The 25,272-nt window shown below is 27.8% G+C and carries 20 protein-coding genes and 6 tRNA genes; 22 read left to right on the top strand and 4 right to left on the bottom strand.

Features of this window, described 5'->3' with window-relative positions:
• Position 1 precedes the first annotated feature (1 nt).
• From ACJDTP_RS25670 to addA, 12 genes are all read left to right on the top strand, one after another.
• Positions 2 to 77, top strand: a tRNA-Ala gene (locus ACJDTP_RS25670).
• 85 nt (positions 78 to 162) lie between these two features.
• Positions 163 to 678, top strand: coding sequence for an HD domain-containing protein (locus ACJDTP_RS25665; RefSeq protein WP_171773104.1), 516 nt, complete (start codon positions 163 to 165; stop codon positions 676 to 678).
• A 14-nt stretch (positions 679 to 692) separates the two neighbouring features.
• Positions 693 to 1,214 carry a transcription repressor NadR gene (locus ACJDTP_RS25660; RefSeq protein WP_077841118.1) on the top strand — a complete coding sequence of 174 codons (522 nt, stop codon included), beginning with the start codon at positions 693 to 695 and terminating at the stop codon, positions 1,212 to 1,214.
• 2 nt (positions 1,215 to 1,216) lie between these two features.
• A complete protein-coding gene (locus tag ACJDTP_RS25655) occupies positions 1,217 to 2,602 on the top strand; it encodes an NAD(P)/FAD-dependent oxidoreductase (protein ID WP_406762821.1) in 1,386 nt (461 codons plus the stop codon).
• A 16-nt stretch (positions 2,603 to 2,618) separates the two neighbouring features.
• The gene (locus tag ACJDTP_RS25650; RefSeq protein WP_077841120.1) at positions 2,619 to 2,846 is read left to right on the top strand and encodes a DUF1667 domain-containing protein; all 228 of its coding nucleotides are present in this window, start codon (positions 2,619 to 2,621) and stop codon (positions 2,844 to 2,846) included.
• 119 nt (positions 2,847 to 2,965) lie between these two features.
• Positions 2,966 to 3,056: transfer RNA gene (locus tag ACJDTP_RS25645), tRNA-Ser, on the top strand.
• A 30-nt stretch (positions 3,057 to 3,086) separates the two neighbouring features.
• Positions 3,087 to 3,177: transfer RNA gene (locus tag ACJDTP_RS25640), tRNA-Ser, on the top strand.
• 244 nt (positions 3,178 to 3,421) lie between these two features.
• Positions 3,422 to 3,512 (top strand) — tRNA-Ser (locus ACJDTP_RS25635).
• Positions 3,513 to 3,530: 18 nt separating this feature from the next.
• Positions 3,531 to 3,621, top strand: a tRNA-Ser gene (locus ACJDTP_RS25630).
• A 125-nt stretch (positions 3,622 to 3,746) separates the two neighbouring features.
• The gene (locus ACJDTP_RS25625; protein ID WP_077840810.1) at positions 3,747 to 4,262 is read left to right on the top strand and encodes a GNAT family N-acetyltransferase; all 516 of its coding nucleotides are present in this window, start codon (positions 3,747 to 3,749) and stop codon (positions 4,260 to 4,262) included.
• Positions 4,259 to 7,738, top strand: coding sequence for a helicase-exonuclease AddAB subunit AddB (addB, locus tag ACJDTP_RS25620; protein WP_406762820.1), 3,480 nt, complete (start codon positions 4,259 to 4,261; stop codon positions 7,736 to 7,738). The genes ACJDTP_RS25625 and addB overlap by 4 nt, the downstream gene beginning before the upstream one ends.
• 92 nt (positions 7,739 to 7,830) lie before the next feature.
• Positions 7,831 to 11,568, top strand: coding sequence for a helicase-exonuclease AddAB subunit AddA (gene addA, locus ACJDTP_RS25615; protein ID WP_406762819.1), 3,738 nt, complete (start codon positions 7,831 to 7,833; stop codon positions 11,566 to 11,568).
• A gap of 76 nt (positions 11,569 to 11,644) precedes the next feature.
• Here addA and ACJDTP_RS25610 read toward each other — a convergent pair whose 3' ends face one another.
• Entirely contained in the window at positions 11,645 to 12,826 is a 1,182-nt protein-coding gene (locus ACJDTP_RS25610) for a L,D-transpeptidase (protein WP_406762818.1), read from the bottom strand.
• A 215-nt stretch (positions 12,827 to 13,041) separates the two neighbouring features.
• Here ACJDTP_RS25610 and ACJDTP_RS25605 point away from each other — a divergent pair, with 215 nt between their 5' ends.
• From ACJDTP_RS25605 to ACJDTP_RS25595, 3 genes are all read left to right on the top strand, one after another.
• Entirely contained in the window at positions 13,042 to 13,524 is a 483-nt protein-coding gene (locus ACJDTP_RS25605) for a DUF1189 family protein (RefSeq protein WP_406762817.1), read from the top strand.
• 212 nt (positions 13,525 to 13,736) lie between these two features.
• Positions 13,737 to 14,642: a sensor histidine kinase gene (locus ACJDTP_RS25600; RefSeq protein WP_038456996.1), complete on the top strand. Its 906-nt coding sequence runs from the start codon at positions 13,737 to 13,739 to the stop codon at positions 14,640 to 14,642.
• Between the two features lie 187 nt (positions 14,643 to 14,829).
• Positions 14,830 to 14,904, top strand: a tRNA-Arg gene (locus tag ACJDTP_RS25595).
• A 34-nt stretch (positions 14,905 to 14,938) separates the two neighbouring features.
• On the opposite strand, the gene ACJDTP_RS25590 is transcribed toward ACJDTP_RS25595, so the two are convergent.
• Positions 14,939 to 15,829, bottom strand: a complete 891-nt coding sequence (locus tag ACJDTP_RS25590; protein ID WP_011967383.1) for a phosphatidylserine decarboxylase — start codon at positions 15,827 to 15,829, stop codon at positions 14,939 to 14,941.
• 383 nt (positions 15,830 to 16,212) lie between these two features.
• On the opposite strand from ACJDTP_RS25590, the gene ACJDTP_RS25585 reads away from it, so the two are divergent.
• Both ACJDTP_RS25585 and ACJDTP_RS25580 read left to right on the top strand, forming a co-directional pair.
• The gene (locus ACJDTP_RS25585; RefSeq protein ID WP_077837308.1) at positions 16,213 to 16,797 is read left to right on the top strand and encodes a TetR/AcrR family transcriptional regulator; all 585 of its coding nucleotides are present in this window, start codon (positions 16,213 to 16,215) and stop codon (positions 16,795 to 16,797) included.
• A gap of 162 nt (positions 16,798 to 16,959) precedes the next feature.
• Positions 16,960 to 17,748 (top strand): Cof-type HAD-IIB family hydrolase, encoded by a 789-nt coding sequence (locus ACJDTP_RS25580; protein ID WP_406762816.1) that lies wholly within the window; start codon positions 16,960 to 16,962, stop codon positions 17,746 to 17,748.
• 145 nt (positions 17,749 to 17,893) lie between these two features.
• Here ACJDTP_RS25580 and ACJDTP_RS25575 read toward each other — a convergent pair whose 3' ends face one another.
• Positions 17,894 to 19,489, bottom strand: a complete 1,596-nt coding sequence (locus ACJDTP_RS25575; protein ID WP_041893271.1) for an ABC-F family ATP-binding cassette domain-containing protein — start codon at positions 19,487 to 19,489, stop codon at positions 17,894 to 17,896.
• Positions 19,490 to 19,721: 232 nt separating this feature from the next.
• Positions 19,722 to 20,315 (bottom strand): DUF1836 domain-containing protein, encoded by a 594-nt coding sequence (locus ACJDTP_RS25570; RefSeq protein WP_406762815.1) that lies wholly within the window; start codon positions 20,313 to 20,315, stop codon positions 19,722 to 19,724.
• A 221-nt stretch (positions 20,316 to 20,536) separates the two neighbouring features.
• Here ACJDTP_RS25570 and trhA point away from each other — a divergent pair, with 221 nt between their 5' ends.
• From trhA to ACJDTP_RS25545, 5 genes are all read left to right on the top strand, one after another.
• The gene (gene trhA, locus ACJDTP_RS25565) at positions 20,537 to 21,184 is read left to right on the top strand and encodes a PAQR family membrane homeostasis protein TrhA (protein ID WP_017209552.1); all 648 of its coding nucleotides are present in this window, start codon (positions 20,537 to 20,539) and stop codon (positions 21,182 to 21,184) included.
• A gap of 225 nt (positions 21,185 to 21,409) precedes the next feature.
• Positions 21,410 to 22,213: a glutamate 5-kinase gene (gene proB / locus ACJDTP_RS25560; RefSeq protein WP_406762814.1), complete on the top strand. Its 804-nt coding sequence runs from the start codon at positions 21,410 to 21,412 to the stop codon at positions 22,211 to 22,213.
• A 25-nt stretch (positions 22,214 to 22,238) separates the two neighbouring features.
• Positions 22,239 to 23,483, top strand: coding sequence for a glutamate-5-semialdehyde dehydrogenase (locus tag ACJDTP_RS25555; RefSeq protein WP_406762813.1), 1,245 nt, complete (start codon positions 22,239 to 22,241; stop codon positions 23,481 to 23,483).
• A gap of 274 nt (positions 23,484 to 23,757) precedes the next feature.
• Positions 23,758 to 24,117, top strand: coding sequence for a methylglyoxal synthase (gene mgsA / locus ACJDTP_RS25550; protein ID WP_011967391.1), 360 nt, complete (start codon positions 23,758 to 23,760; stop codon positions 24,115 to 24,117).
• 296 nt (positions 24,118 to 24,413) lie between these two features.
• Complete coding sequence (locus ACJDTP_RS25545) at positions 24,414 to 25,193, top strand: SDR family NAD(P)-dependent oxidoreductase (protein ID WP_406762812.1); 780 nt, start codon at positions 24,414 to 24,416, stop codon at positions 25,191 to 25,193.
• The last annotated feature ends 79 nt before the right edge of the window (positions 25,194 to 25,272 follow it).

Raw genomic sequence — 25,272 nt, 5'->3', positions numbered from 1 at the left:
TGGGGGTATAGCTCAGTTGGGAGAGCACCTGCCTTGCACGCAGGGGGTCAAGAGTTCGAATCTCTTTATCTCCACCACTAAGAAGTTATGAATTAATTCATAACTTCTTTTATTATACAATTATTTAATTATGTTTAGTATGAATAAGCATAGGAGATAGGAATGTTTTTATATAGAATAAAACAATTTTATTGGGCAATAGAATCTATATTCATTAAGGAAGATATGGAAATACTAAAGATGTATCTTAGTATTTCTGAGTTGGATTTATTTATGAAACTTACTAAATCAGAGCGGCAACATTCAATAAGAGTTTGTAGAACGGCTATAAAATATATAGAGGATAATAATATAGTTAATATCGATAAAAAAAAGATGTCTAAGTGTGCATTATTGCATGACATAGGAAAATTAGAATCTAAATTAAATATATTTTATAAAGGCATTATTGTTTTTTTAAATAGTATTACTCACGGAAAATTTTTGAAGTATAATAAAAATAAGAAAATAATAAGTTATTATAATCATCCGGAAATTGGAGCAAGACTGATTGAGAGTATTAATAATGATGAATGCTTAGAAGTAATAAATTCTATTAAATATCATCATAATAAAAGTAATATTGACTCAAAAAATATATATTTAAAAGTATTAAGTATATCTGATGATTGCAATTAAAATAGGAGGGAAATATGAATTCTATTGAGAGAAGAGAGGATATAATTAGATTACTTCTAGAAAGTAATGAGCCTTTGAAAGGCAGCTTTATAGCAAAAAGATATTCTGTAACTAGACAGGTTATAGTAAAAGATATAGCAATTCTTAGAGCTAAAGGTAAGAATATAATAGCAACTCCAGATGGATATATAATTAATGCAAATAATAATAAAGCTAAAGCAATTATTGCAGTAATTCATACTGAAGATGAGATGATTGAGGAATTAAGTATAGTAATCAAATATGGTGGAATTATTGAAGATGTAGTAGTGGAGCATCCATTGTATGGAGAAATAAAGGGAATGCTTATGATTAAGAATTATAATGAGTTAAATAAATTTATTGAAAAATATAAGGAACAAAAAGCAAAATTACTATCTGCATTAACTAATGGAGTTCATCTTCATACAATAGCAGCTGAAACTCAAGATGATATTGATTTAATTATATTGGAATTGAAAAAGAACAACTTTATAGTTTCAGATTTGGAGGACTAGTAATGGATTATGATGTGCTAATTTTAGGCGGTGGGATAATTGGATGCGCAGTTGCCTATGAACTTTCAAAATATAATATAAATATAGCTTTAATTGAAAAGGGATATGATGTTGCAAACGATATTTCATTTGCAAATACAGCTGTTGTTTATGATGGTTCAGAATCAAGTAGTAGTAAAATGGCTCTCTTGGAGAAGAGAGGTATAGATATAATAAGGAAGCATTGTAAAAAGTTCAATGTTAGATATAATAAGATTGGCTCATTAAGGATTTTATTAGATGAGAGTAATGAACTATTAAATAAAGTGTATAGTGATTCTGTGGATCACGGAATAGATGGAGTTCGTATAATAGATAGTAATGAACTTTATAATGTGGAACCAAGTTTAAATTTAGAGGCAAATAAAGCTATCTATTCTGAGAATACTTCAATAATATCACCATATAACCTAGCTGTTTCATATGCAGAAATAGCTGTAGATAATGGAGTGAATTTTAGATTAGAAGAAGAGGTTATAGATATTAAGACTATCTCTAAGGGATTCAGAGTAACTACGAATAAAAATAAGTTTACTTGTAAACTAGTTATTAATACAATTCCAAATGAATCATTTAATGACATGTGTAGTAATGTAACAAGCGAAATGAAAAATAAAAAAGTTAGGTGTATAATAGTTAAGAAAAGCATAGGTGATAACTTAAAGAAAATTATTATTGAAGATATAGATGAAGAAAATTCGATGATAAAGGTGCCAATATCGGAAAATGAAAATTTAATTGGAATTAAGATTAGTGATAATTTTAGCTCTAAATTAGAATTGCCAGAAAAAATATTGAAAAATATAAAAAAAGAGTCAATAATTAATATATTTACAGAGGTATATAGCGAAAATGATATGTTAATAGATGATAGTAATTTAGAGGCCGGTTATATAAAGGTTGTAGGAAATCACTATGCTAAAATATCAGTTGCACCAGCAATTGCTCAAGATATTGAAAAGAAAGTTAAAGTAAGTATGAATATAACGAAGAAGAAGGATTATATTGATAAAAAGAGAGAGACATATATATTTAGAGAGATGACTAAAGATCAAATAAATAGAATAATTTCTCTTGATAAGCGTTATGGCAATATTATTTGTAATTGCAATAATATTTCTGAGGGAGAAATTATTGATTCAATAAGAAGACCTTTAGGTGCAAGAACAGTAGAGGGAGTAAAAAGGCGTACAGGGATAGGTCTTGGAAACTGCAATGGTTCAAATTGCAATATAAAAATAATAAAGATATTGGCCAGAGAGATGGATAAAAGTGCTTTAGATATAGTAGATGATTCTATGGATTCACAAATTTTAGTTGGAAGAATTAAGGAATTTAATGAAATTTAGATTGGAGTAATTAGTAATGCCTAATAAAGATGTTTTTACCAGTTTAGTTAGAGTAAAAGGTAATATGAATTACAAAGTTGTATCAGTAAAAAGTAATAAAAGCGTTGAGAAGCACTTATGGAAAGAATTCTCAAAGGTTCTTAGCAGGATTTATGTTAGTACTCCTACAAATATTGGCGATAATATTTGTAAGAATATACTTAATACTGGCGTAGATATAATATGTACAAGGAAGATAAAATAATAGCTAAACACTAAATCCATAAGGTAATATTTTATTATAATAATTTATTTTAATAAAATATTATAAAATAGTTGACATAAGTATAAGCAATTGATATAATAATACATGTCACTAGACGTGGAAAGATGGTCGAGTTGGTTTAAGGCACCGGTCTTGAAAACCGGCGTGCGTGTAAGCGTACCTAGGGTTCGAATCCCTATCTTTCCGCCATTTTTTTGTCTAAAAATATAAAGTTTATTTGGAGGATTACTCAAGTGGCTGAAGAGGCGCCCCTGCTAAGGGCGTAGGTCGGGTAACTGGCGCCCGGGTTCAAATCCCGGATCCTCCGCCAAGCATCTAACATTTGTTAGGTGCTTTTTAGTATAATTAATTAGTCTTAGTAAAACATATATTTTTATTTGTTGAAAATTTATATATAAATTTTCAATAAATATAATTTACTATTCTAAATTATTTGATATTCTGTAACTCATATCTACAATTAAGTTTAGATAAATGAAAAAATTAAATTTATTGCAATAAATATGTTGACATAAATAAAATTAGTTGATATAATCATATTTGTTGTGAGACATGGAAAGATGGTCGAGTTGGTTTAAGGCACCGGTCTTGAAAACCGGCGTGCGTGTAAGCGTACCTAGGGTTCGAATCCCTATCTTTCCGCCATTAAAATAGAAGGCACATGGAGGATTACTCAAGTGGCTGAAGAGGCGCCCCTGCTAAGGGCGTAGGTCGGGTAACTGGCGCCCGGGTTCAAATCCCGGATCCTCCGCCAAACATCTAACAAATTGTTAGATGTTTTTTTTGTTTTTAATTAATTTTATGGAGTAAATAAACTTAAAATATTATAATTAATATGTCTGCTTATAAAATAAATTAATTATCATAAGAAGGTGAATTATGCTAAGCGGCAGCAAAGTGCATTTAAGAGTACTAAAAAGGGAAGATGTAAGTATATTATTTAAGTTACATAGTGAAGAGAAAGTTAAAAAGTATAATATAATAATTGAGAGCATGGATAATAAAGTAGATTTAAGAAAATCTTTAAGTATAGTGAATGAAGATGATAATCTAATTGGTTTTGTAACGTACAAGGAGCAAGGATATTATAGTAGGATATACTGTATTGGCATAACGATAGGGAGTGAGTATTGGGGAAGAAGTTATGGAGTAGATTCTATAAAAACTCTTCTAAGATATTTATTTAAAAAGCTGAATGCTATGAAAGTAGAATTATACGTTGCTAGTTATAATATACGAGCTATAAGGTGTTATAAAAAATGTGGGTTCATAGAGGAAAATATTAAAAGATATTATAGCCATATAGATAAAGAATATATAGATATGATAATTATGGGGATAATTAGAGAAAGATATAATTCATATTTAAAATGTGAGGATGGAAAATACATATGAGTATAAGATTTGTTTATGGAAGGTCTGGTACAGGTAAGAGTAAATTTTGTATTGATGAGATAAAAAATAATATTAACAAAAAATTAGATATAAATAAATTAATCCTATTAGTTCCAGAGCAGTATACATTTATGACTGAAAATAAAATATTGCATGAAATTGGAGAACATGCTTTCTTAAGAACAGAAGTGATGAGTTTTAAGAAAATGGCTCATAATATTTTTGAAGAATATGGTGGAAGAGTTAAAGAGATTATTAAGGAATCTGGAAGGAATATGCTAATTCATAGAGTTATAAATGAAAATATTGAGTCTTTGGATTATTTTAATAGGATGTCTAGAGAACAAGGATTTAATGAAATTATATCAGAAGTGATTTCGGAATTTAAAAAGTATAATATTAGCATTGATAGTATAAGAGCAATAGATGAGAAAATAAATGATAATGAATTATATCAAAAAATTAAAGAGTTGATGATAATTTATGAAGCATTTAACTTAAAAATGCATGAAAATTACATTGATGGAGATGATCAGTTAACATTACTAAATAAAAAGTTATTAGAAAGTAGCGCGTATGTAGATTCTGAGGTGTGGATAGATGAATTTACTAGCTTTACACCTCAACAACTGGACATTATAAAGGTGTTGGCCAAGAGATGTAGAAGAGTTAATATAACTTTTTGTATTGATAACGAATCTCTAAATAACAACTCTGAAGATATAACTGATGTATTCAATATCATAAAGAATACTGAAAATAAAATATTAAAAATAATGAAAGAAAACAATATAGCTTATGATAAACCAGTCAACTTAAATAATGCAATTCCTTATAGGTTTAAAGATAATCTAGAACTTGATCACATAGAGAAATATTTTTTTTCTTACCCATTTAATGAATATGATAAGAACCCTGAGAGAATAACACTTTACAAAGCAAGTAATATTTATGACGAGATAGAAAGAGTATCAAAAAGTATTACAAGTTTGGTGAGAGAAAATGGGTATAGATATAGAGATATATCTGTAGTTTGTAGAAATATAGATGATTATGAAAAAATAATATCAGTAATATTTAAAGATTATAATATTCCATACTTTTTAGATAAAAAGATTCAATTACTAAGTAATCCATTGATTGTACTTATAAGTTCTGCTTTTGAAATTTTGCTTAAGAATTGGTCTTATGAAAGTGTATTTAAATATTTAAAGAGTGGTTTAACTGGCATAGATAATTCATATATAGATAGGCTAGAGAACTTTATATTAGAGCATGGGGTAAAGGGTTATAAATGGACATCAAGAGAAATAGTAAATGAGAAATGGTTTATAGGAAATAGCGAATTGACGGATGATAAAGTTTTAATAGCTGAAATTATGGAAGAGATAAGATATCCATTGATGACTTTTCATAATAAAATAAATGGAAAACATAAAGTTAAAGATATATGTTCAGCTATTTATGAGTTTTTAGTGGATGTAAAAGTTTTTGACAGAATTAATGAATGGATTAAAAATTTTGAAGAATTAGGATTAGAAGATAAAGTTAAGGAATATAGTCAGGTTGAAAGTATAGTTATAGACATTCTAGATCAAGCGGTTGATGTTATAGGCGAAGAGAGATTAGAGTATTCTGAGTTTTTCAGAATATTGAGTTCTGGTTTTGCCAATGAAGAGATAGGAATTATACCTGTAGCATTGGATCAGGTTAATATTGGAGATATAGCAAGAATAAAGGGCAGAGATGTGAAGGTTCTTTACATAGTAGGAATTAATGATGGAGTTCTACCAGCATCTAAGAAAGAGGAAGGCTTATTATCTGATAGAGATAGAACAACATTAGGTGAGGTTGGAATAAATTTATCATCAACAACTAGAAATAAAGTTTTTGAAGAACAGTATCTACTATATATAGCATTAACAATTAGTAGTGAATATTTAATGCTTTCATATCCAATGGCTGATTTTGAAGGTAAGTCATTAAGACCATCTATAGTAATATCTAGAATGAAAAAGATATTTCCTAATTTAATTGAAGAAAGTGCAATTTATGATTCAAAAATCCTTGAAAATAAACTTAGCAAAGTTATTGCGCCAATTCCAACATTTAATGAACTTATAATTTCTATGAGAAAAGATTTTGATAAAGAACATATAGAGCATTACTGGCCTGAGGTATATGAATGGTTTAAAAATAATGGTGAGTTTAAGGATAAAGTTAAAAATATATTTAAGGGGCTTAGTTACTCAAACATTGGAGATAAAGTTCCAAGAAACAAACTTAGAAAACTTTATCAGAATGACTTAGAAAAGTTAGTATTCAGTGTTTCAAAGTTAGAAAAGTATGCAGAATGCCCCTTTTCTTATTTTGTTCAATATGGGCTAAAGGCTAAAAATAGAAAGGTATATGAATTTACACCACCAGACTTAGGATCATTTGTACACGAAATGCTTGATTCATTCACTAATAAAGTTAGAGAAGATGGAATACTATGGTCTGATTTAAGCAATGAAAAATGTAAGGAGATAATATCTAACCTTATTGATAAGAAGTTAATGGATGAAAGTAATTCTATATTGAATAGTACTAAGAAATTTAAATATTTAGCGCAAAGATTTAAAAGAGTAATATCTAAATCTGTTTCAGTTATTGCAAGTCAAATAGGAAAAGGTGAATTTGAAGTATTTAAAACTGAATTTGATTTTGGAAGTTATAGTTCTGGAGAAGCTATAACATTAGATTTGAATGACAATGAGAAGGTGTATCTTCAAGGAAGAATTGATAGAATAGATAAGTTAGATTTAGATGGTGAAACTTATATAAGAGTTATAGATTATAAAACTGGAGCTAAAAAATTTGATTTAAATGAAATATATTATGGATTACAAATGCAATTATTAGTTTATTTAGACGCACTTATAAGGAATTCGAAATATATACTTGATAAGCAAGTAAAGCCAGGAGCAATATTATACTTTAAAATAGATGATCCTATAATAAAAAGCAAAAAGGAAATGACTGATGAAGAAGTAGAAAAAGAAGTATTAAGTGCTTTAAAGATGAAAGGATTAGTTTTAAAGGATGCGAGGGTTGTGAAAGCTATGGATAAGGATATAGAAGGATATTCATTGGTTATACCAGCATCATTTAAGACTGATGGAAGCTTTAAGGCAACAAGTGATGTTGTAACAGAAGAGGAGTTTAGAATACTTAGAGAATATGTAAATAATAAGATGATAGAGATATGTGAAGAAATGCTAAGTGGAGATATTAAAATTCAGCCGACTAAGAATTCTAACATTGCTCATTGTGAATACTGTGATTTTTCATCAATATGCCAATTTGATACAGAGATAAAAGATAATAAATACAAAATTATAATAAACAAATCTGCAAATGATATATGGAATAATATAAAAAAAGAAATTGATAATTCTAATAAATTAATTAAAGTTGAAAATGAGGAAGTATAGTAATATAAAAGAATCTAGTATATTTTTGATTAAAATTAATTAGGTTTTCTTACAGTTAAAACGATTTTAATTAGTACAGGAGAGATTTATATATGGGTAATACAAAATGGACTGATGAACAGTTAAGTGCAATTGAAACGAGAAATTGTAATTTACTAGTTGCAGCGGCAGCGGGTTCAGGTAAAACTGCTGTTTTAGTAGAGAGGATTATAAGAATAATTACTAATGAAGAGAATCCGGTTGATATAGATAAGTTATTGGTTGTAACTTTTACTAATGCAGCAGCAGCCGAGATGAGGGAAAGGATCGCAGATGCGATATCAAAGGAATTAGAGAATAATCCTAGGTCTAAAAATCTACAGAGGCAATTAACACTGTTAAATAGAGCTAATATCACTACAATGCATTCGTTTTGCTTAGATGTAATTAAAAATAATTACCATAGGATTGATCTAGATCCATCATTTAGAATAGGTGATCAGACTGAGGGAATACTAATTAAATCGGAAGTTATTGAAGAACTTTTCGAAGATAAATATGAGGAAGAAGATATTGAGTTCACTAATTTGGTTGAGATATTTAGCAGCTATAAAAATGATAATAATTTAAAAAACTTAGTATTAGATTTATATAACTTTACAATGTCAGGTCCATGGCCTGAAAGGTGGCTTATTAATAGCGCAGAGGCCTTTAATATTAAACAATTAGATGAATTGGATAGAACTAATTGGGTAAGAGTTTTAGCTCAAAGTGTAAAAATTGAGTTAAATGGGTATGTTAAAATGTTAGAAAAGGCCATTGAGGTTACTAGCAAAACTGATGGATTAGAACCTTATATGGATAACTTATTAATGGAATTAAGTTATATACAAAATGCTTATGAATCTACTGATAATGGACTTGAGGAAATGTTTAATTCATTATCATCAATACAATTCAGTAGATTAAAATCTATAAAAAAGGATAAGGTTTCAGATGAGCAATCCCAAAATACTGTAAAAAAAATTAGAGATGATGTTAAAAAAGGAATATCTGAATTATTAAATAATGCATATTCAGTAAATTCACAGCAAATGTTAAGGAATATTCAAGGGGCATATCCTTACATAAAAAAATTGATAGAATTAGTTTTAGAATTTAGTGCTAGGTTTAGTAAACGAAAAAGGGAAAGAAATATATTAGATTTTAATGATTTAGAACATTTATGTTTAAAAATATTAAGTGATTATGATGATGAGAATAATATAATTCCATCAAGCATTGCAATGAATTTTAAAGAATATTTCGATGAGGTACTTGTTGATGAGTATCAAGATTCAAATAACGTTCAAGAAACAATAATAAACCTAGTATCCAGAAAAAACGATGATAATCCCAATGTATTTATGGTTGGTGATGTGAAGCAAAGTATATATAGGTTTAGACAAGCAAAACCTGAATTATTTATTGAAAAATATAATACATATGATTCAAGTAATGGGATGAACAGAAAAATTCAATTATATAAAAACTTTAGAAGCCGAAGAGAAATTATAGATGGAGTAAATTACATCTTTAAAGAAGTAATGTCTGAAGTTGTTGGGGAGTTAGAATATACAGATGAGGAAGCTCTAAATTTAGGTGCAGACTTTAAGGAAAATAAATTCAAAGATACAATTGTTGGAGGTCCTATTGAAGTTAATATAATTGATAAAAGCTATAATGAAACGGTTGTAGAAGATAATGAGGAACAGGAAGAAATAAATAATGTTATTTTAGAAGGTAGAATCGTTGCGAAGAGAATTAAAGAACTAATGTCAAAAAATGAAAATGAACAAATCTTTAAAGTTTTAGATAAGGAATCTGGTGAACATAGGCCATTAAAATATAGGGATATAGTTATTCTACTTAGAGCTACTAAAAACTGGTCAGATTCATTATTAGATGAGTTAAGTGCAGAAGGAATTCCAGTGTATGCAGATACAGGATCTGGTTATTTTGAATCAATTGAAATTAGAACAATAATTTCTCTTTTAAAGGTTATTGATAATCCAATGCAGGACATTCCAGTAATATCAGTAATGAGATCTCCAATTATGGGATTTTCAGCAGAAGAAATAAGTGATATTAGGCTTGTAAACAAAGATAATTATTTTTATGAAAATATAAAATATATAAGTGAAGAATCTTATCATTCAATTAATGAGTCTTATTCTGATGTATTGATAGCTAAATGCAAGTATTTTATTAATTCCGTTGACAAGTGGAGAAATAAATCGATTTATATGGCAATTGATGAATTTATATGGTATTTATATATGGATACTGCTTATTATGGATATGTTGGAGCTATGCCCAATGGAGTACTTAGGCAAGCAAACTTAAAAATACTTTTTCAAAGAGCAAGACAATTTGAGAAAACGAGTTTTAAGGGATTATTTAATTTTATAAATTTTATAAATAAACTTATAAAATCTTCAGGTGACATGGGAAGTGCTCAAGTATTAGGTGAAAATGAGGATGTAGTAAGAATTATGAGTATCCATAAAAGTAAGGGATTAGAGTTCCCTGTGGTATTCTTATGTGGGTTAGGAAAGAATTTTAACCTTATGGATTTAAATAAAAGCATATTGTACCACGACGAACTAGGACTTGGGCCAGACTTTATAGATATAGAAAAAAGGTTTAGCACAGGAACTTTAGCTAAGGAATCAATAAAGAAAAAGATGAAATTTGAAACATTATCGGAGGAAATGAGAATACTGTATGTAGCATGTACTAGGGCAAAGGAAAAGTTGATTATGACAGGTACAGTAGGAAATCTTGAAAAATCAGCTGAAAAATGGTTAGGATCGGCATCTTTAGATTATAATCGCATATCCCCTTCGGAGGTTTTAAAAGGAAAGTCATATTTAGATTGGATTTGTATGTCACTATGTCAACATAGAGATGGTAGTGCTTTATCAGAAAGTTTTGGAACTGAAAATTTAATATTAAAGGATGATAATTCTAGGTGGAAAATTAATTTTTGGAATAAAGGTGACTTGATTGATAAGACAAAGACAGAGGTGCTAGAACAAGGAGAAGAATATGAGTTAACAATAATAAATAATAAACCATATGATAATTCTATATATGAAGAAGTAGATAAAATATTATCATATAAATATCCATTTAAAGCTTCAACAACAATTAAAAGTAATATTTCAGTTTCAGATTTAAAGAGAAGGCATGCAGAAGAAGATGATGATACTGAACAATTATACAGAGAAAAAGTAAAAGTTGTCCCTAAATTTCTTCAAGAAAAAAAAGGCCTTACTCCTTCAGAAAAAGGTACTGCAGTTCATTTTGTAATGAAAAAAATAGATTTTAATAGAGTATCATCTACGGAGGAAATTAAAGAACAATTACACGAATTATTTGAAAAGGAGCTTTTGCTTAGCGAAGAATTAAAGGTAATTAATCCTACTAAAATACTGAGTTTTTTTAGGTCGGATTTAGGGAAAAAAATTCTTGAGTTAAATTGTAGTGGAGAAAAGATTTATAGGGAAATACCTTTTTATACAGAGATAAGCAGTTTAGAAGTAGATAAAACACTTGATAATATATATAAGGATGAAAAGATAAGATTACAAGGAATAATTGACTGTTTTTTTGAATATAATGGGGATATTATACTTATAGATTACAAAACGGATTACGTCATGGAAGGTCACGAAGATGAATTTAAAGAGAAGTATAGGAAACAATTAGATTATTATAGTGATGCAATATTTAAATTAACAGGTAAAAAGGTTAAATATAAGTACTTATATTCATTTTACTTAGAAAAGGAAATTCAAGTAATATAAATATGTTTAAGTAAAATAACAATAAAAGCAAGAAGACAAAGATAAATTTATATGTGTCTTCTTGCTTTTTTAATAGTTATTTTATTATAATTTTACTTTCCCTAGGTATGTTAGTAAAGATCCATTTGGCATCATCTATAGAGAGTCTAATACAACCATGAGAAGAAGGTTTATTCATTGTATAATCTAGAACTGTAGTTTTGTCTTTAGCAAATGGAACTGAATGAAATAAAATGTCTCCAGTAATTTGAGTCCAATATTTACCGCCTTCTTGATATTCTTCTGAAAAGAACCAATCACCTCTCTCTTTAATAGTAAATGATCCAGGAGGTGTATCCTCTCCACTTATTCCAGTGGAACAAGGGAAAGTTTTAACCAACTGCCATTTATCAGCTTTTCCCTTATAAACATAAGTCTTTTGATCCTGAAGACTTACGTTTATAAGATAAGGTGTTGAACTCTCTATGTTTAATGTATTAATATTTTTTGATGTAATATTGGTTGTTAAGGCACGCGATGAAGCTTCAGCAATAGCTGAATTTTTATCTAAGTATTCTTGTTGTTTTTCTTTTATATCTGCTATCTTTTCTTTTACATCTATGTCATCACCCAAAAGGTCATTATTGTCTGAAATTTTAGACATAGCTTCGCTATAGTAATCATTGCTAATTAAATTATCGCAGTAAGCAAATAAATTATCCTTTAGTTTACTTTTTGATTCATCTAAGTATATAAGTGAATCTGTATAGTTAAGATCTAAAGCAGAAACTTTTTTGAAGAATGAAATTGCCTCTTGATATTGTCCATTATTAAAAGAATTAATACCAGAGTTATAATTTTTAATAGAATCTTGAATTAAATCTATTGAATCAGAAGCCTTATGTAGATCATCATCATTCACTAGATTATAACGTTTTATTTCCTTAAACTGAATTAATGCATTTTCAGAAGAAATTTTCTTATCTTGGATTTCATCTGATAAAGTATTAATTTTAGTTCTAAGATATTTGGAAACATCATGACTAATCATAGATAATTTAAATGGATTAAAGTTTTGTTTAGTTATCAATAAATTATTAGCTTCAGAAAATTTATAATTATCAAAATCTGATTTGAAGTTATTTAAAAGTTTATTATAACTGTATAACTCGTAAAAACAGCTAGAAGATAATACTATTAATAAAGCTAGTACATACATAATTCTTTTAGGTAATTTTTTAGTTTTTGACTTTTTATAATAAAATGTATTTATGCTCAAATAAATGCCTCCTAATGAAGTAACTAATATATTTAGAGTGAATTTGAATAAGATATTGCCCACTAATCTTTTATTTAATTACAAAGCCCTCTTTTATTTATATAATATTGACAATAAAAGTAAATAATAAACCTTGATGTTTAAACTAATTTTAATATGTGTTAATATACTTAATAGGCCTTATGGAAGTAGACAATATTTATCTGGAGGGGAAAATGACTAATAGAACTAATTTTTTTATAAAGCTTATAACTTCTATATATGACATAAAGGTTTTTTCTAAATATGCGAAAGAAGGAATATTACGATCAATCTCATATGCAATATTCCTTAGTTTCTTATTAGGAGGCTTAAAGAGTGCATTTGTTCAATATAAGAATTATAATTTAGATATAATATCTTTAGTAGATCAAACGGTAGCATATTTTTCAATAATACTTTTTAATTTATTATTAAATTCCTTAATTGTATCAATTGTTGCAGCACTTTTTACAGTATTTTTAAGAATGGTAGTCAAATATATAGCTTTATATTCTTTAACCTTATATGCGGCTACATTGCCATTAATAATACAAATAATACTAGAAATAGCTAATCCTAATATAAGCTTTGATACTATGTTTATTGTTGGAACATTAACCTATGTAATATTGATATTAAAGTATATAAAGGATGAAATAATAAGAAACTATACTTAGTAATATAATCATATATATAAATTTTTCAAATTATTATCTAAATTTGTAATATTCAATTATTAAACTTAAATGAACAATTATATAATCTTTTGGAATTAGAAATATCATATCAAATTTATTTAATATGGTTGTTAGCCGGGAAGTTATGTGATATTATATATTAAGGGTATATGGTAAAAAAAGTAAAAAAAATTACAAAAGGGGATTTAAAAATGGTTGAGGTTAATATTTTGAAAGATAATCAGATTGATAGGGAAAATATATTGAATAAAAATGACCTTATTAAGTTATCGAAAGATGAATTAGTTAGCAAACTTATTAATTTATCAGAATCTAAGAAAAATCAAGAAGATTTTATTTTGAATATTTCACATGATTTGAGATCACCATTAAATATAATTTTAAGTGTTTTACAATGTTACAAGGATGATTATAAAGATATTAAAAGGTATGGTAAATGCCAGGATCACATGGATGTTATAAAAAGAAATTCATATAAAATATTAAAACTTGTAAACAATCTAATAGATACAACAAAATTAGAAAAAAATCATTATAGTATTAAAAGAGAGAATTTAGATGTAATTAATTTAATAGAGTGGAATATATCTTCAATAGATAAATATGCTAAGCAGAAGGAGATCTCTTTAGTTTTTGATACAAATGTTGAAGAGTGCATAATGGCAGTAGATCCAGAAGCAATAGATAGAATAATAATGAATTTAATTTCTAATGCAATAAAGTTCTCGCCAAAGGGAAGTAATATATATATAAATGCGTGGAAAAGTATAAATCAATTAACTATTTCGGTAAGGGATGAAGGAATTGGGATACCAAAGGAAGAGCAAAATACAATTTTTAATAGATTTGTTCAATCTTCAAGAAATAAAAAATCTGAGAATTCGGGAAGTGGGATAGGTCTTGATCTAGTTAGATACTTAACTCAAGCTCATAATGGTAGTATCGAATTGAAAAGTGAAGAGAATTCTGGTTGTGAATTTATAATTAAGCTACCAATAGAAAGATTACAGGATGATGAAAATAATAGAGATAAATGTTTAAATATAAAAAGTAAAGTGGAAGTACTTGAGGTAGAGTTTTCTGATATATATTTGTAAAAGTCATCATGAACAAGGATAGTTATCTAAAAATTAAACCTAATTTTTAGATAACTTATTCCAAATTGTATATGGGACTAAGTTGAATAATAGTATTAAATTTATAAAATTATGAGAATAATCAAATTATAAACTTGATTATTATAACTGCTTGTGATAAGATAAACTTGTTGTTAAAATTGAATATGGAGCGTTAGTTAAACGGATATAACATACCGCTACGGACGGTACATTGAGGGTTCGATTCCTTCACGCTCTGCCAAAATAAAAAGAATGGGTACCCCATTCTTTTTATTTTATAAAACTTTAGTACCAATATTTTCACCAAATATAACTTTACATTCAAAGCCTAATTTAGATTGTTCTATAATATCAGCATCTATTTCTATAGATCCTTGCTCAAAGAATAATATAGTTGTAGATCCTCCAAATTTAAAATAGCCTTTTTCGTCACCTTTATTTACTCTAACTCTAGGGGAATAAGTTTGAATTATTGAACCTACACATGTAGCACCAACCTCTATATGAAGTACATCTTTAAAGTTATCTGATTTAAATAAAGACCATTCTCTTTTATTTTCACAAAAAAGTTTAGGAACAGATTTTAAAGCTATTGGATTTACAGAATAATAGTGCCCTTTTATAGGATGATTTTCATATGGAATACCAGAATCTATAAAGTGAAATCTATGATAGTCAGTAGGGCATAAGCGTAATACAACGCATATTCCATTTTTATATTTACTAGCTACATTATCATCATTAATTAACTCTTTTAAACTATAAGTTAATCCCTTAATTTGAATTATATTATCTAAGTCAATGTCTTCATAGGCAGTTATTCTTCCATCTCCTGGAGAGATTAATATATTATTATCTGAATTTATTGGTCTAGCATCAAAATTTAATTCTCTTGTAAAGAAATCATTAAAAGATTTAAATTCATTAATTTTCTTCTTCGACATAGCCATATCAATATTAAAGCTATCTACAAATGGTGAAATTTTGGATTTGCTTAGCTTTGTATCACAATACTTCCCATATAACTTAGAAAATAATTTTTTCTTTGCAATAAGTTCAGTAATTGTTTTACCAACTGGTGATTCATAGGTCCATTCTATATATTTCTTTCCAGCGATAAGTTCTTCTTCATAAGATTTTGTAGTTCTATTATATACTTGAATCATAAATACAAATGTCAAAACTTTATGAAATAATTTAGAGATAATAGCTCTAAAGATTTATAATGTTACAGTTATGACAAGTATCCTCCATTTCTTATTTTAATTAGATATATCTAGTTAAATCTATAGAATAATTATTTAGTAAATAATATAGAAAAACTGATATAAATTGAATAAATTATGTGTAACATACATAGTTTATTTTTTACCTTAATATTAATTTTATCACAGATAATCAAAATTTCAAAAGTAAGATTATATGTACTGAAAGTTTCATTTTTGATATAAATAGTAATATGTAGAATTGTGGTTTAATAATGAACTAAATGATATAATATATTGATAATATTAGCATAAGAAATTATTGAAAAATGAGGAGAAATGTTATGAACAAAACAAAGAACTTGATTTTTAAATCTGCAATAAAAATATTTTCTGAATCTGGATACAGAGGTGCTACTATGGATGATATAGCTGCCAATGCTGGACTCGTAAAGGGGACATTATATTACCATTTTAAGAGTAAAGAGGAAATATTTAATTTCATTGTTGAGGAGGGATTGCAAATATTACAAAATCAAGTTATTGAAGTTCAGAATATGAATATAGGTCCTATTGAAAAATTAATAAAAATATGTAGAATACAATTAACATTTTTATATGGATATACAGATTTTTTTAAAATAGTAATGAGTCAATTGTGGGGGACTGAGCATAGACAAAATGAATTGCGTCATAAAATACGAAAGTATATAAATGAAATTGAAATTAATATAAGAACTGCAATGGAAATTGGGGAAATTAAAAAAGGAGATGTAGAACTTATTGCATTCCAATTTTTTGGATCGCTATGTTCATCTGCAATATATGAATCTATACATATAGAGAAGATAAATTTAGAAGATATTATAGAGAGTACTATTAAGTTTACATTGAATGGATTAGGAATAGATATAAATAGATATATTTAAAATATGAAGTTTATATTTTAGATTCTAGATAAATGTAATCAGTTCTAATTTGCACTTATAATTAAGTATAAGTAGGGATTGTATAGAGAGACACTTTTTATGAGCAGTATATATGATTATTACCAAATTGAATAAAATAACTATGGAACTGGGAGGACACTAATGAAATTTTTAGCAAGTGATTTAGATGGAACGCTATTTAGAGATAACAAAATTTCAGAAAAAGATTTAGATGCATTGAGGCGACTAAAAGCATCTGGAAATAAGATAATAATTTCAACAGGAAGAAGTTTAAAGGGAGTAAATAGTATTTTAAAGGAATATCCATTTGAGTATGATTACTTAGTTATGTGTAATGGCGGAGTGATAATGGATAACAGAAACAATATTATACATGAGAAATCAATACCGAATAAAATACAGAATAGAATAATATCTGATTTTTATGATATAGGAGATTCCTTAATATATTATGATGATGGAAATGATACTTATATGATAGAGAATAAATTAGTTGATGTTTCAGGTGTAGATGCTGATTTTTTTAATCATTTTTCTAATAGGGTAACATTAGAAGAAGCATTGAGTAGCGTATCAGATTCACAAATTATGAGTGTGTTTAATGTATCTCAATCTATAGAAAAATCAGAATTGGTAAGAGAAAAATTGATAAATGAATATGATGAGTATATAGAAGCTTTTAGAAATCAAGTATTTGTAGATATAGTTCCAAAGAATTGTTCAAAAGGAAATGCAATTATGATGATTTTGGAAGATGAAAATAAAGGCGTTGATAGCTTATATACGGTCGGCGATTCAATGAATGATATTTCTATGTTTAGGATTACCAATAATAGTTATACATTTAATTCAGTAGAAGAACTAATTAAGCCATATGCTGATAATCTTGTAGATCATGTTTTTGAAGTAATAGAAGATATGATAAGATAAAAGATTAATTTAGAGATTATAGCTTACTCAGCAAATTAAATTGAAAATAATTTATTAAAGAAATATAAAAGTTCAGCAATTTATAGAAATGCTGAACTTTTTATTATAAGTATATTACATATAATTTTAATTTATATGGTTAATTTTATTTATTAGAATTAGAAAATTCTAAGTATTCATCAAATGTCATAGTTCTATCAACTATAGAACCATCATCTTTAATATCTATAATTCTATTTGCTATAGTTTGAACGAACTGATGGTCATGAGAAGCAAATAATATGTTACTGTTATAATCTTTCAAACCATTATTTACAGCTGTAATTGATTCAAGGTCAAGGTGATTCGTAGGTTGATCTAACATTAATACATTAGCATTAGAAAGCATCATTTTAGACAACATACATCTAACCTTTTCTCCTCCTGATAACACATTGGCTTCTTTTAATGCTTCCTCACCAGAGAATAACATTCTACCTAGGAATCCTCTGATATAGCTTTCAGATTTTTCCTCTGAATATTGTCTAAGCCAATCTACTAAAGAAAGATTGCAATCGTCAAAGTATTTTGAGTTATCAGCTGGGAAGTATGCATTAGTTATAGTTATTCCCCATTTATATTCACCGCTATCTGGTTCCATTTCTCCAGATAATATTTTGAATAATGTAGTTACAGCTATTTCATTACCAATAAGAGCAATTTTATCACCTTTATTTACTATGAAATTTACATTATCTAATACTTTAACACCATCTACTGTTTTTGATAAATCTTTAACCATTAATATATCATTACCAACTTCTCGTTCAGGTTTAAAACCTACAAATGGATATTTTCTACTTGATGGTTGAATATCATCTAAAGTAATTTTATCCAAAAGTTTTTTACGAGAAGTAGCCTGCTTAGATTTAGAAGCATTAGCACTAAATCTTGCAATAAAGTCCTGTAATTCCTTAATCTTTTCTTCCTTTTTCTTGTTTTGATCTTTTGACATTTGAAGAGCCAATTGACTTGATTCATACCAGAAGTCATAGTTACCTACATAAATTTTTATCTTTCCAAAGTCAACGTCAGCCATTTGAGTACAAACTGAATTTAAGAAGTGTCTATCATGCGATACAACTATAACAGTTCCATCAAAGTTACCTAAAAAGTCTTCTAACCAGTTTACAGCCTTTAAATCAAGGCCGTTAGTAGGTTCGTCTAGAATTAGTATTCCAGGATTACCAAATAAGGCTTGAGCTAAAAGAACTTTGATTTTTTCTCCACCAGTCAATTCTGATACATTTTTAAAGTGAAGATCAGTTCCTATACCTAGTCCTTGTAAAAGCGAAGATGCTTCAGATTCTGCTTCCCAACCATTAAGTTCAGCAAATTCACCTTCTAATTCAGATGCTTTAATTCCATCTTCATCAGAAAAGTCAGGTTTAGCATAAATTTCATCCTTTTCCTTCATTATTTGGTATAGTCTTTCATTTCCCATTATTACAGTTTCTAGGACTTGAAAATTATCATACTTATAATGATCTTGCTTCAAGACAGACATTCTTGTGTTAGGAGCAATTATAACTTCACCAGTATTAGGTTCTACCTCACCTGATAATATTTTTAAGAATGTACTCTTTCCAGCTCCATTAGCACCAATAACTCCATAACAATTTCCTGGAGTAAATTTAAGGTTGACATCTTCAAAAAGCTTACGTCCACCAAATCTCAAACTAACATTTGATACGTTTATCAATATATTTCGACCTCATTTCTTCTTAATTATAATAATGCACAATTAGGGAAAAAATCCTTTTTATCGTTAAAATATGTTATCATAAATTAATTTGGAATTTCATCCTTAATTGTGCATCGTATAAATAGTTTAACTACATGTTGCTTATTATATCATATAATTAATGATTTTTGCATTTTTAAGTATTTCTATAATTTTAAATTTTTGTATTATTACTTAATTAAAATTAATGTTATTTAAAATTTTTGGTACTCCCAAAACATTCATCTATTATTTTTTCACTCATACGTCTATAAAGATTACTCATACTAACATATGCGCATATAAGCAGAAGCTTTTCTTCATAGTCTCCTAAAGAATTATCTTCATTACTTATTAGATTTGTAATATTATCATAAATTTTAGTCGAGGAAGATTTTAAATCATCTAAGTTTGAATCATATATATCAAGAAAGGATTGGTATATATCATGTAATGGATATTCTTCTTCTTTTTCAAAAGCATCAATTATGGGGCTCAAGATAGTTTTTATATCTGTAAGGGACAGTGCACCTTTTAAATTGTAAATTAACCCCATTAAAATAAGATGATTTTTAGTATACTTTTTATTTTTAATTTTCATTAAAAGATTGCCTTTGGCGTAGTTATTAATCATAGTTTTAGTAAGAACTTTGTCATCATCATTTCTTTTAGTGTAGCTTAATTTACTTTCAAATAGCTGCATCACTTGATCCATATATAAATCAATTTCAGGAAAATCATTTAAGTTAATGTTATTAGATGATTTTTGTGAATTTATATATGCATCAATATTAAAGTCATTCATATAATTTCACTCCTCACATAGTAATAGAAACTATGTCATTATTATAATTTTAATATTATCGAAAAGAAGTAGATAATTCAAGCATTTATGGGTAAAATACTATTTAATAAATAGAAAATAAACAAAAATGGGGTTGCAATATAAAAAAAAATATGAAATAATTCTAATATAGCAACACATAGTTATTAAAACTACATGGGAATAAATGGGAGGGTAAAAGAATGGAGAAATATTTAAGAGAACCTATTAATGGATTAACTCATTTTATTGGAGCAGTTCTATCATTATTTGCATTAATAGCAATGCTAGTAAAGGTATATACAAGGGGAAGTTCTACAATAACATTTGTATCAGTTTTATTTTTCGGGATAAGTATGATTTTATTATATAGCGCATCAGCAACATATCACTCAGTAATAGCAAATGATAAAGTAATAAAAATTCTAAAACGATTAGATCATTCTATGATATTTATATTAATAGCAGGATCATATGCACCATTTTGCCTAGTGGCGTTAAATGGAAAGGTAGGAATAAATCTATTTCTAGCAGTAACAATATGTGCAGTAATCGGAATTGCATTTAAATTATGTTGGGTAACTTGTCCTAGATGGCTCAGCAGTAGCATGTATATAGGAATTGGGTGGTTTGCAATATTTGCCATATATCCAATGTCTCAAGTTTTATCTTCATTTGGACTATCATGGTTAGTTCTTGGAGGGATAATGTATACAATAGGTGGGATAATATACGCATTAAAATCAGATAAAATAAAAGTATGGTTATTTGGAAGACATGAAATATTTCATATATTTATTATGTTGGGAACTCTTTGTCATTTTATTTGTGTATTTGTATATATAATTTAAATCAGAATTTTAAGTTGCATTAATCTAGTAGATTATATAGGGGATAAAAGAAATACTTATTTTAATAAATTTAGTATTTCTTTTATCCTTATTTTTATAAAAACATAATTATATTTATATAGAACTAGATGTTTTATTATAAAACATCCTTTAAAACTTGATAAGATATATTAGGTATAGTAAGATAAATTATAAAGAATAAATAGACTTTAAGGGGATGGAAAAATGGGCTTTCGTCAAAGGTTAAAAGATGCTAGTAGAATAGTAGTAAAGGTTGGATCATCAACATTAACTTATAATAATGGAAATATTAATTTAAGTAGGATTGAAAAGCTAACGCGTGTATTATCTGATGTAGTTAATTCAGGTAAGCAGGTTACGCTTGTTACATCAGGTGCAGTTGCTGTTGGTGTTAATAAATTAAAATTGAAAGAAAAGCCCGAAAGTATAAGAGAAAAGCAAGCAGTAGCAGCAGTTGGACAATGTGAATTAATGCATATATACAGTAAGTTTTTTGGAGAATATAGCCATGTGGTTGGTCAAGTATTACTTACGAGAGATGTTGTAGAAGATAATCATATTAGGGAAAATGTATGTAATACATTTGAAACTTTGTTAGATAATAAAATAATTCCTATAGTAAATGAGAATGATACAGTTTCAATAGATGAAATTGAGAATATAGTTAGATTTGGTGATAATGATAATTTATCGGCAATAGTTGCATCATTAATTAACGCAGATTTGTTAATAATTTTATCTGATATAGATGGGTTCTATGATTCAGACCCAAGGAATAATGAGAGTGCAAAATTACTAAATGAAGTTAGAGAAATAACTCCTGAGTTAGAAGAGTGCGCTGGAGGTGCAGGATCAAATCTAGGAACAGGTGGAATGATCACAAAAATATCAGCAGCTAAAACATCTACAAGAGCAGGTGTAGATATGATTTTGGCTAATGGAAGTGAACCGGATATACTAATAGATATTTTAAATGGTGAAGAAATAGGAACTTTATTTGTATCATAGATAAAATCAGAAATGGGGGCTAAAAATGAGCGAATTAATAATTAAAGGACAAAATGCTAAGAATGCTTCTTATGATCTTGGTATTGCATCAACAAAGCAAAAAGATGATGCACTTATGATTATGGCAGAAGAGTTGATAAAGGCAAAAGGAGATATAATATCAGCTAATAAGATAGATTTGGATGCGGCAGTATTGAAAGGTACTTCAAAAGCTATGCTAGATAGATTAGCACTTACAGATGAAAGAATAGAAAGTATGGCAGCAGGGCTTAAAGATGTTATAAAACTTCAAGATCCAATAGGTGAGGTAATATCTATGTGGCAAAGACCTAATGGATTACAAATAGGTCAGAAGAGAGTACCGTTAGGAGTTATTGGAATAATTTATGAAGCAAGGCCTAATGTAACTTGCGATGCAGCAGGACTTTGTATAAAGACTGGAAATGCTGTTATTCTAAGAGGCGGAAGTGAAGCTATTAATTCTAATAAAGCTATAGTTAAGGCATTAACAAAAGGAATTGAAAGATCTGGTTTGCCTAAGGCTTCAGTACAGCTAGTAGAAGATACAAGTAGAGAAGTCGCAACTGAAATGATGAGATTAAATGAGTTTATAGATGTTCTTATCCCAAGAGGTGGATCAGGATTAATTCAAGCTGTTCTTAAAAATGCTACTGTTCCAGTTATAGAAACAGGAACAGGTAATTGTCATATATATGTAGATAAAGACTGCGATTTTGAAATGGCAAAAAACATTGTTGTTAATGCAAAAGCATCAAGGCCTTCTGTTTGTAATGCAGCTGAAAAGTTACTTGTAAATGAAAAGATAGTGGATGACTTTTTGCCGATAGTAGTTAAGGCTTTAAGAGAAAATGGTGTTGCTGTTAAAGGTGATGAAGTATCACAATCTGTAATTAACGACATTGAGAAAGCCGCTGAAGAGGATTGGGGAAAAGAATATTTAGATTATATAATTGCCGTAAAAGTGGTTAAAGATGTAGATGAAGCAATTTCTCATATAAATAAATATGGAACAGGGCATTCGGAAGCAATTATTACAGAGAGTTATAAAAACTCACAAAAGTTTTTACAAAGAGTTGATGCAGCAGCTGTATATGTTAACGCATCAACAAGATTTACAGATGGTTCAGAGTTTGGTTTTGGTGCTGAAATAGGAATAAGCACTCAAAAGTTACATGCTAGAGGTCCAATGGGACTTAAAGAATTAACAACAATTAAATATATTATTTATGGAAATGGCCAAATAAGATAATACAGAGAATATAAAGAATATTATTGCATGATATTCTTTATATTCTTATATATTATAATAATTAAAGATAATAAATTAATATTTTCATCAATAAATCAACATAATTAGGTATTGCCAAGGAAATAATCTTAAAATATATAAAGTGTGTTGTAATAGTATATAAATATTTATATGATAAAATAATAATATTAAATAGACTTTATAACTACAAAAAAGTATAGTATAATCCAATGTGAAAACGTATCAAATGCATATAAAAAGGGGGACGATAATTGTGAAAATAGCATTAATAGCACATGACAAAAAGAAAGAAGATATTATTGAATTTTCAAAGAAGTATAAGGATGTATTAGCTAAATATGAGCTAGTTGCTACAGGAACAACTGGAACGAAGATATCAGAAGCAACAGGTCTTGAAGTTAAGAGATATTTATCTGGTCCATATGGAGGAGATCAACAATTAGGTGGTCGTATTGCAGAGGGAAAGATTGATCTAGTAATATTTTTTACAGATCCATTGACAGCGCAACCTCATGAACCAGATGTATCAGCATTGCTTAGAGTTTGTAATGTACATAATGTAGCTGTTGTTACTAATATAAAAACAGCAGAACTTATAATTAAACAATTTTAAATTATGGACAAACTAGTTAAAATCATATATACAAAAAAAACAAAATGTACTTATCAAATGATAAGTACATTTTTAGAAAAAGTAGTGTTAAATTTGAGATAGGTCAATTCAGAATTAACTGTAACTGCCTAAATTTTCTGAATATTTTATTAATTATATGATAACATAAATTATATAAATTTGCAATTAGCAATCATTTGTGTATAAATGGAGTATGAACATGATTATAATTCTAAGGTAATAGCAAGGAAATATAGCTTGTAAACTAATAGAATATCTTAGAAGGAAGGATTATAATGACTGATTTAAACAGATACACATTAATAACTGGTGGTAGTGACGGAATTGGATTTGAGTTAGCAAAGATCTATGCTAAAAATAAAGATAATTTAATTATTATAGCAAAAGACGAAATTAAGCTGAAGAATGCTAAAAGTAGGCTTGAAGATGACTATGGAGTAATTGTAGAAATAATTCAATGTGACCTATCTGTGGATAAAGGTTATAAAAAGATAATAGAAGTTGTGGAAGAAAAGAATTTAATTGTGGATAATTTAATAAATAATGCAGGCATAGGTTGCTTTGGTTTTTTTCATGATTTAGAAGAGGGACTTGAAGAAAAGATAATAAATATAAATATTACAGCATTGACTATGCTTACAAAATACTTTTCTAAAAAGATGGTTGAGAGAAGACATGGAGGTATCTTAAATGTGGCATCAACAGCAGCATTTATTGGTGGTCCTAAAATGTCTATATATTATTCAAGCAAGGCATATGTTTTATCATTAACAGAAGCAATTCATGATGAGTTGAAAGATTTGGGAATCAGGGTAAGTTGCCTTTGCCCTGGGCCTGTAAGGACATCATTTCAAGAGAAGGCTGGTATAAAAAAGTCACAAAGATCTAAAAGATATTTAATGAATGCTAGTGATATAGCAAAATGTGCTTACAGAGAATTTTCAATGGGCAATACAATAATTATTCCAGGATATAAAAATAAGTTGTTGATTTTAGGAAATAAATTAATCCCTAGAGCGTTAGGAAGAAGAATTATATTAAAGAATAATAGTTAGTATAAAATGTACCCTATAGAGTAGACACTATAAAAAAAGTCTACCCTATAGGGTTTTTCTATTTATAATAAGATTATAG

This window comes from Candidatus Clostridium helianthi, from assembly GCF_045310795.1.
In the GTDB taxonomy this organism is placed as follows: domain Bacteria; phylum Bacillota; class Clostridia; order Clostridiales; family Clostridiaceae; genus Clostridium; species Clostridium helianthi.
The sequence above is the reverse complement of the archived record's forward strand: the minus strand, read 5'-3'. Positions and strand labels throughout refer to the sequence as shown.

Excerpts from the sequence above, each read along its gene's own strand:
- ACJDTP_RS25665 (WP_171773104.1), top strand. The coding sequence starts at position 163 with ATGTTTTTATATAGAATAAAACAATTTTATTGGGCAATAGAATCTATA.
- ACJDTP_RS25660 (WP_077841118.1), top strand. The coding sequence starts at position 693 with ATGAATTCTATTGAGAGAAGAGAGGATATAATTAGATTACTTCTAGAA.
- ACJDTP_RS25655 (WP_406762821.1), top strand. The coding sequence starts at position 1,217 with ATGGATTATGATGTGCTAATTTTAGGCGGTGGGATAATTGGATGCGCA.
- ACJDTP_RS25650 (WP_077841120.1), top strand. The coding sequence starts at position 2,619 with ATGCCTAATAAAGATGTTTTTACCAGTTTAGTTAGAGTAAAAGGTAAT.
- ACJDTP_RS25625 (WP_077840810.1), top strand. The coding sequence starts at position 3,747 with ATGCTAAGCGGCAGCAAAGTGCATTTAAGAGTACTAAAAAGGGAAGAT.
- addB (WP_406762820.1), top strand. The coding sequence starts at position 4,259 with ATGAGTATAAGATTTGTTTATGGAAGGTCTGGTACAGGTAAGAGTAAA.
- addA (WP_406762819.1), top strand. The coding sequence starts at position 7,831 with ATGGGTAATACAAAATGGACTGATGAACAGTTAAGTGCAATTGAAACG.
- ACJDTP_RS25605 (WP_406762817.1), top strand. The coding sequence starts at position 13,042 with ATGACTAATAGAACTAATTTTTTTATAAAGCTTATAACTTCTATATAT.
- ACJDTP_RS25600 (WP_038456996.1), top strand. The coding sequence starts at position 13,737 with ATGGTTGAGGTTAATATTTTGAAAGATAATCAGATTGATAGGGAAAAT.
- ACJDTP_RS25590 (WP_011967383.1), bottom strand. The coding sequence starts at position 15,829 with ATGATTCAAGTATATAATAGAACTACAAAATCTTATGAAGAAGAACTT.
- ACJDTP_RS25585 (WP_077837308.1), top strand. The coding sequence starts at position 16,213 with ATGAACAAAACAAAGAACTTGATTTTTAAATCTGCAATAAAAATATTT.
- ACJDTP_RS25580 (WP_406762816.1), top strand. The coding sequence starts at position 16,960 with ATGAAATTTTTAGCAAGTGATTTAGATGGAACGCTATTTAGAGATAAC.
- ACJDTP_RS25570 (WP_406762815.1), bottom strand. The coding sequence starts at position 20,315 with ATGAATGACTTTAATATTGATGCATATATAAATTCACAAAAATCATCT.
- trhA (WP_017209552.1), top strand. The coding sequence starts at position 20,537 with ATGGAGAAATATTTAAGAGAACCTATTAATGGATTAACTCATTTTATT.
- proB (WP_406762814.1), top strand. The coding sequence starts at position 21,410 with ATGGGCTTTCGTCAAAGGTTAAAAGATGCTAGTAGAATAGTAGTAAAG.
- ACJDTP_RS25555 (WP_406762813.1), top strand. The coding sequence starts at position 22,239 with ATGAGCGAATTAATAATTAAAGGACAAAATGCTAAGAATGCTTCTTAT.
- ACJDTP_RS25545 (WP_406762812.1), top strand. The coding sequence starts at position 24,414 with ATGACTGATTTAAACAGATACACATTAATAACTGGTGGTAGTGACGGA.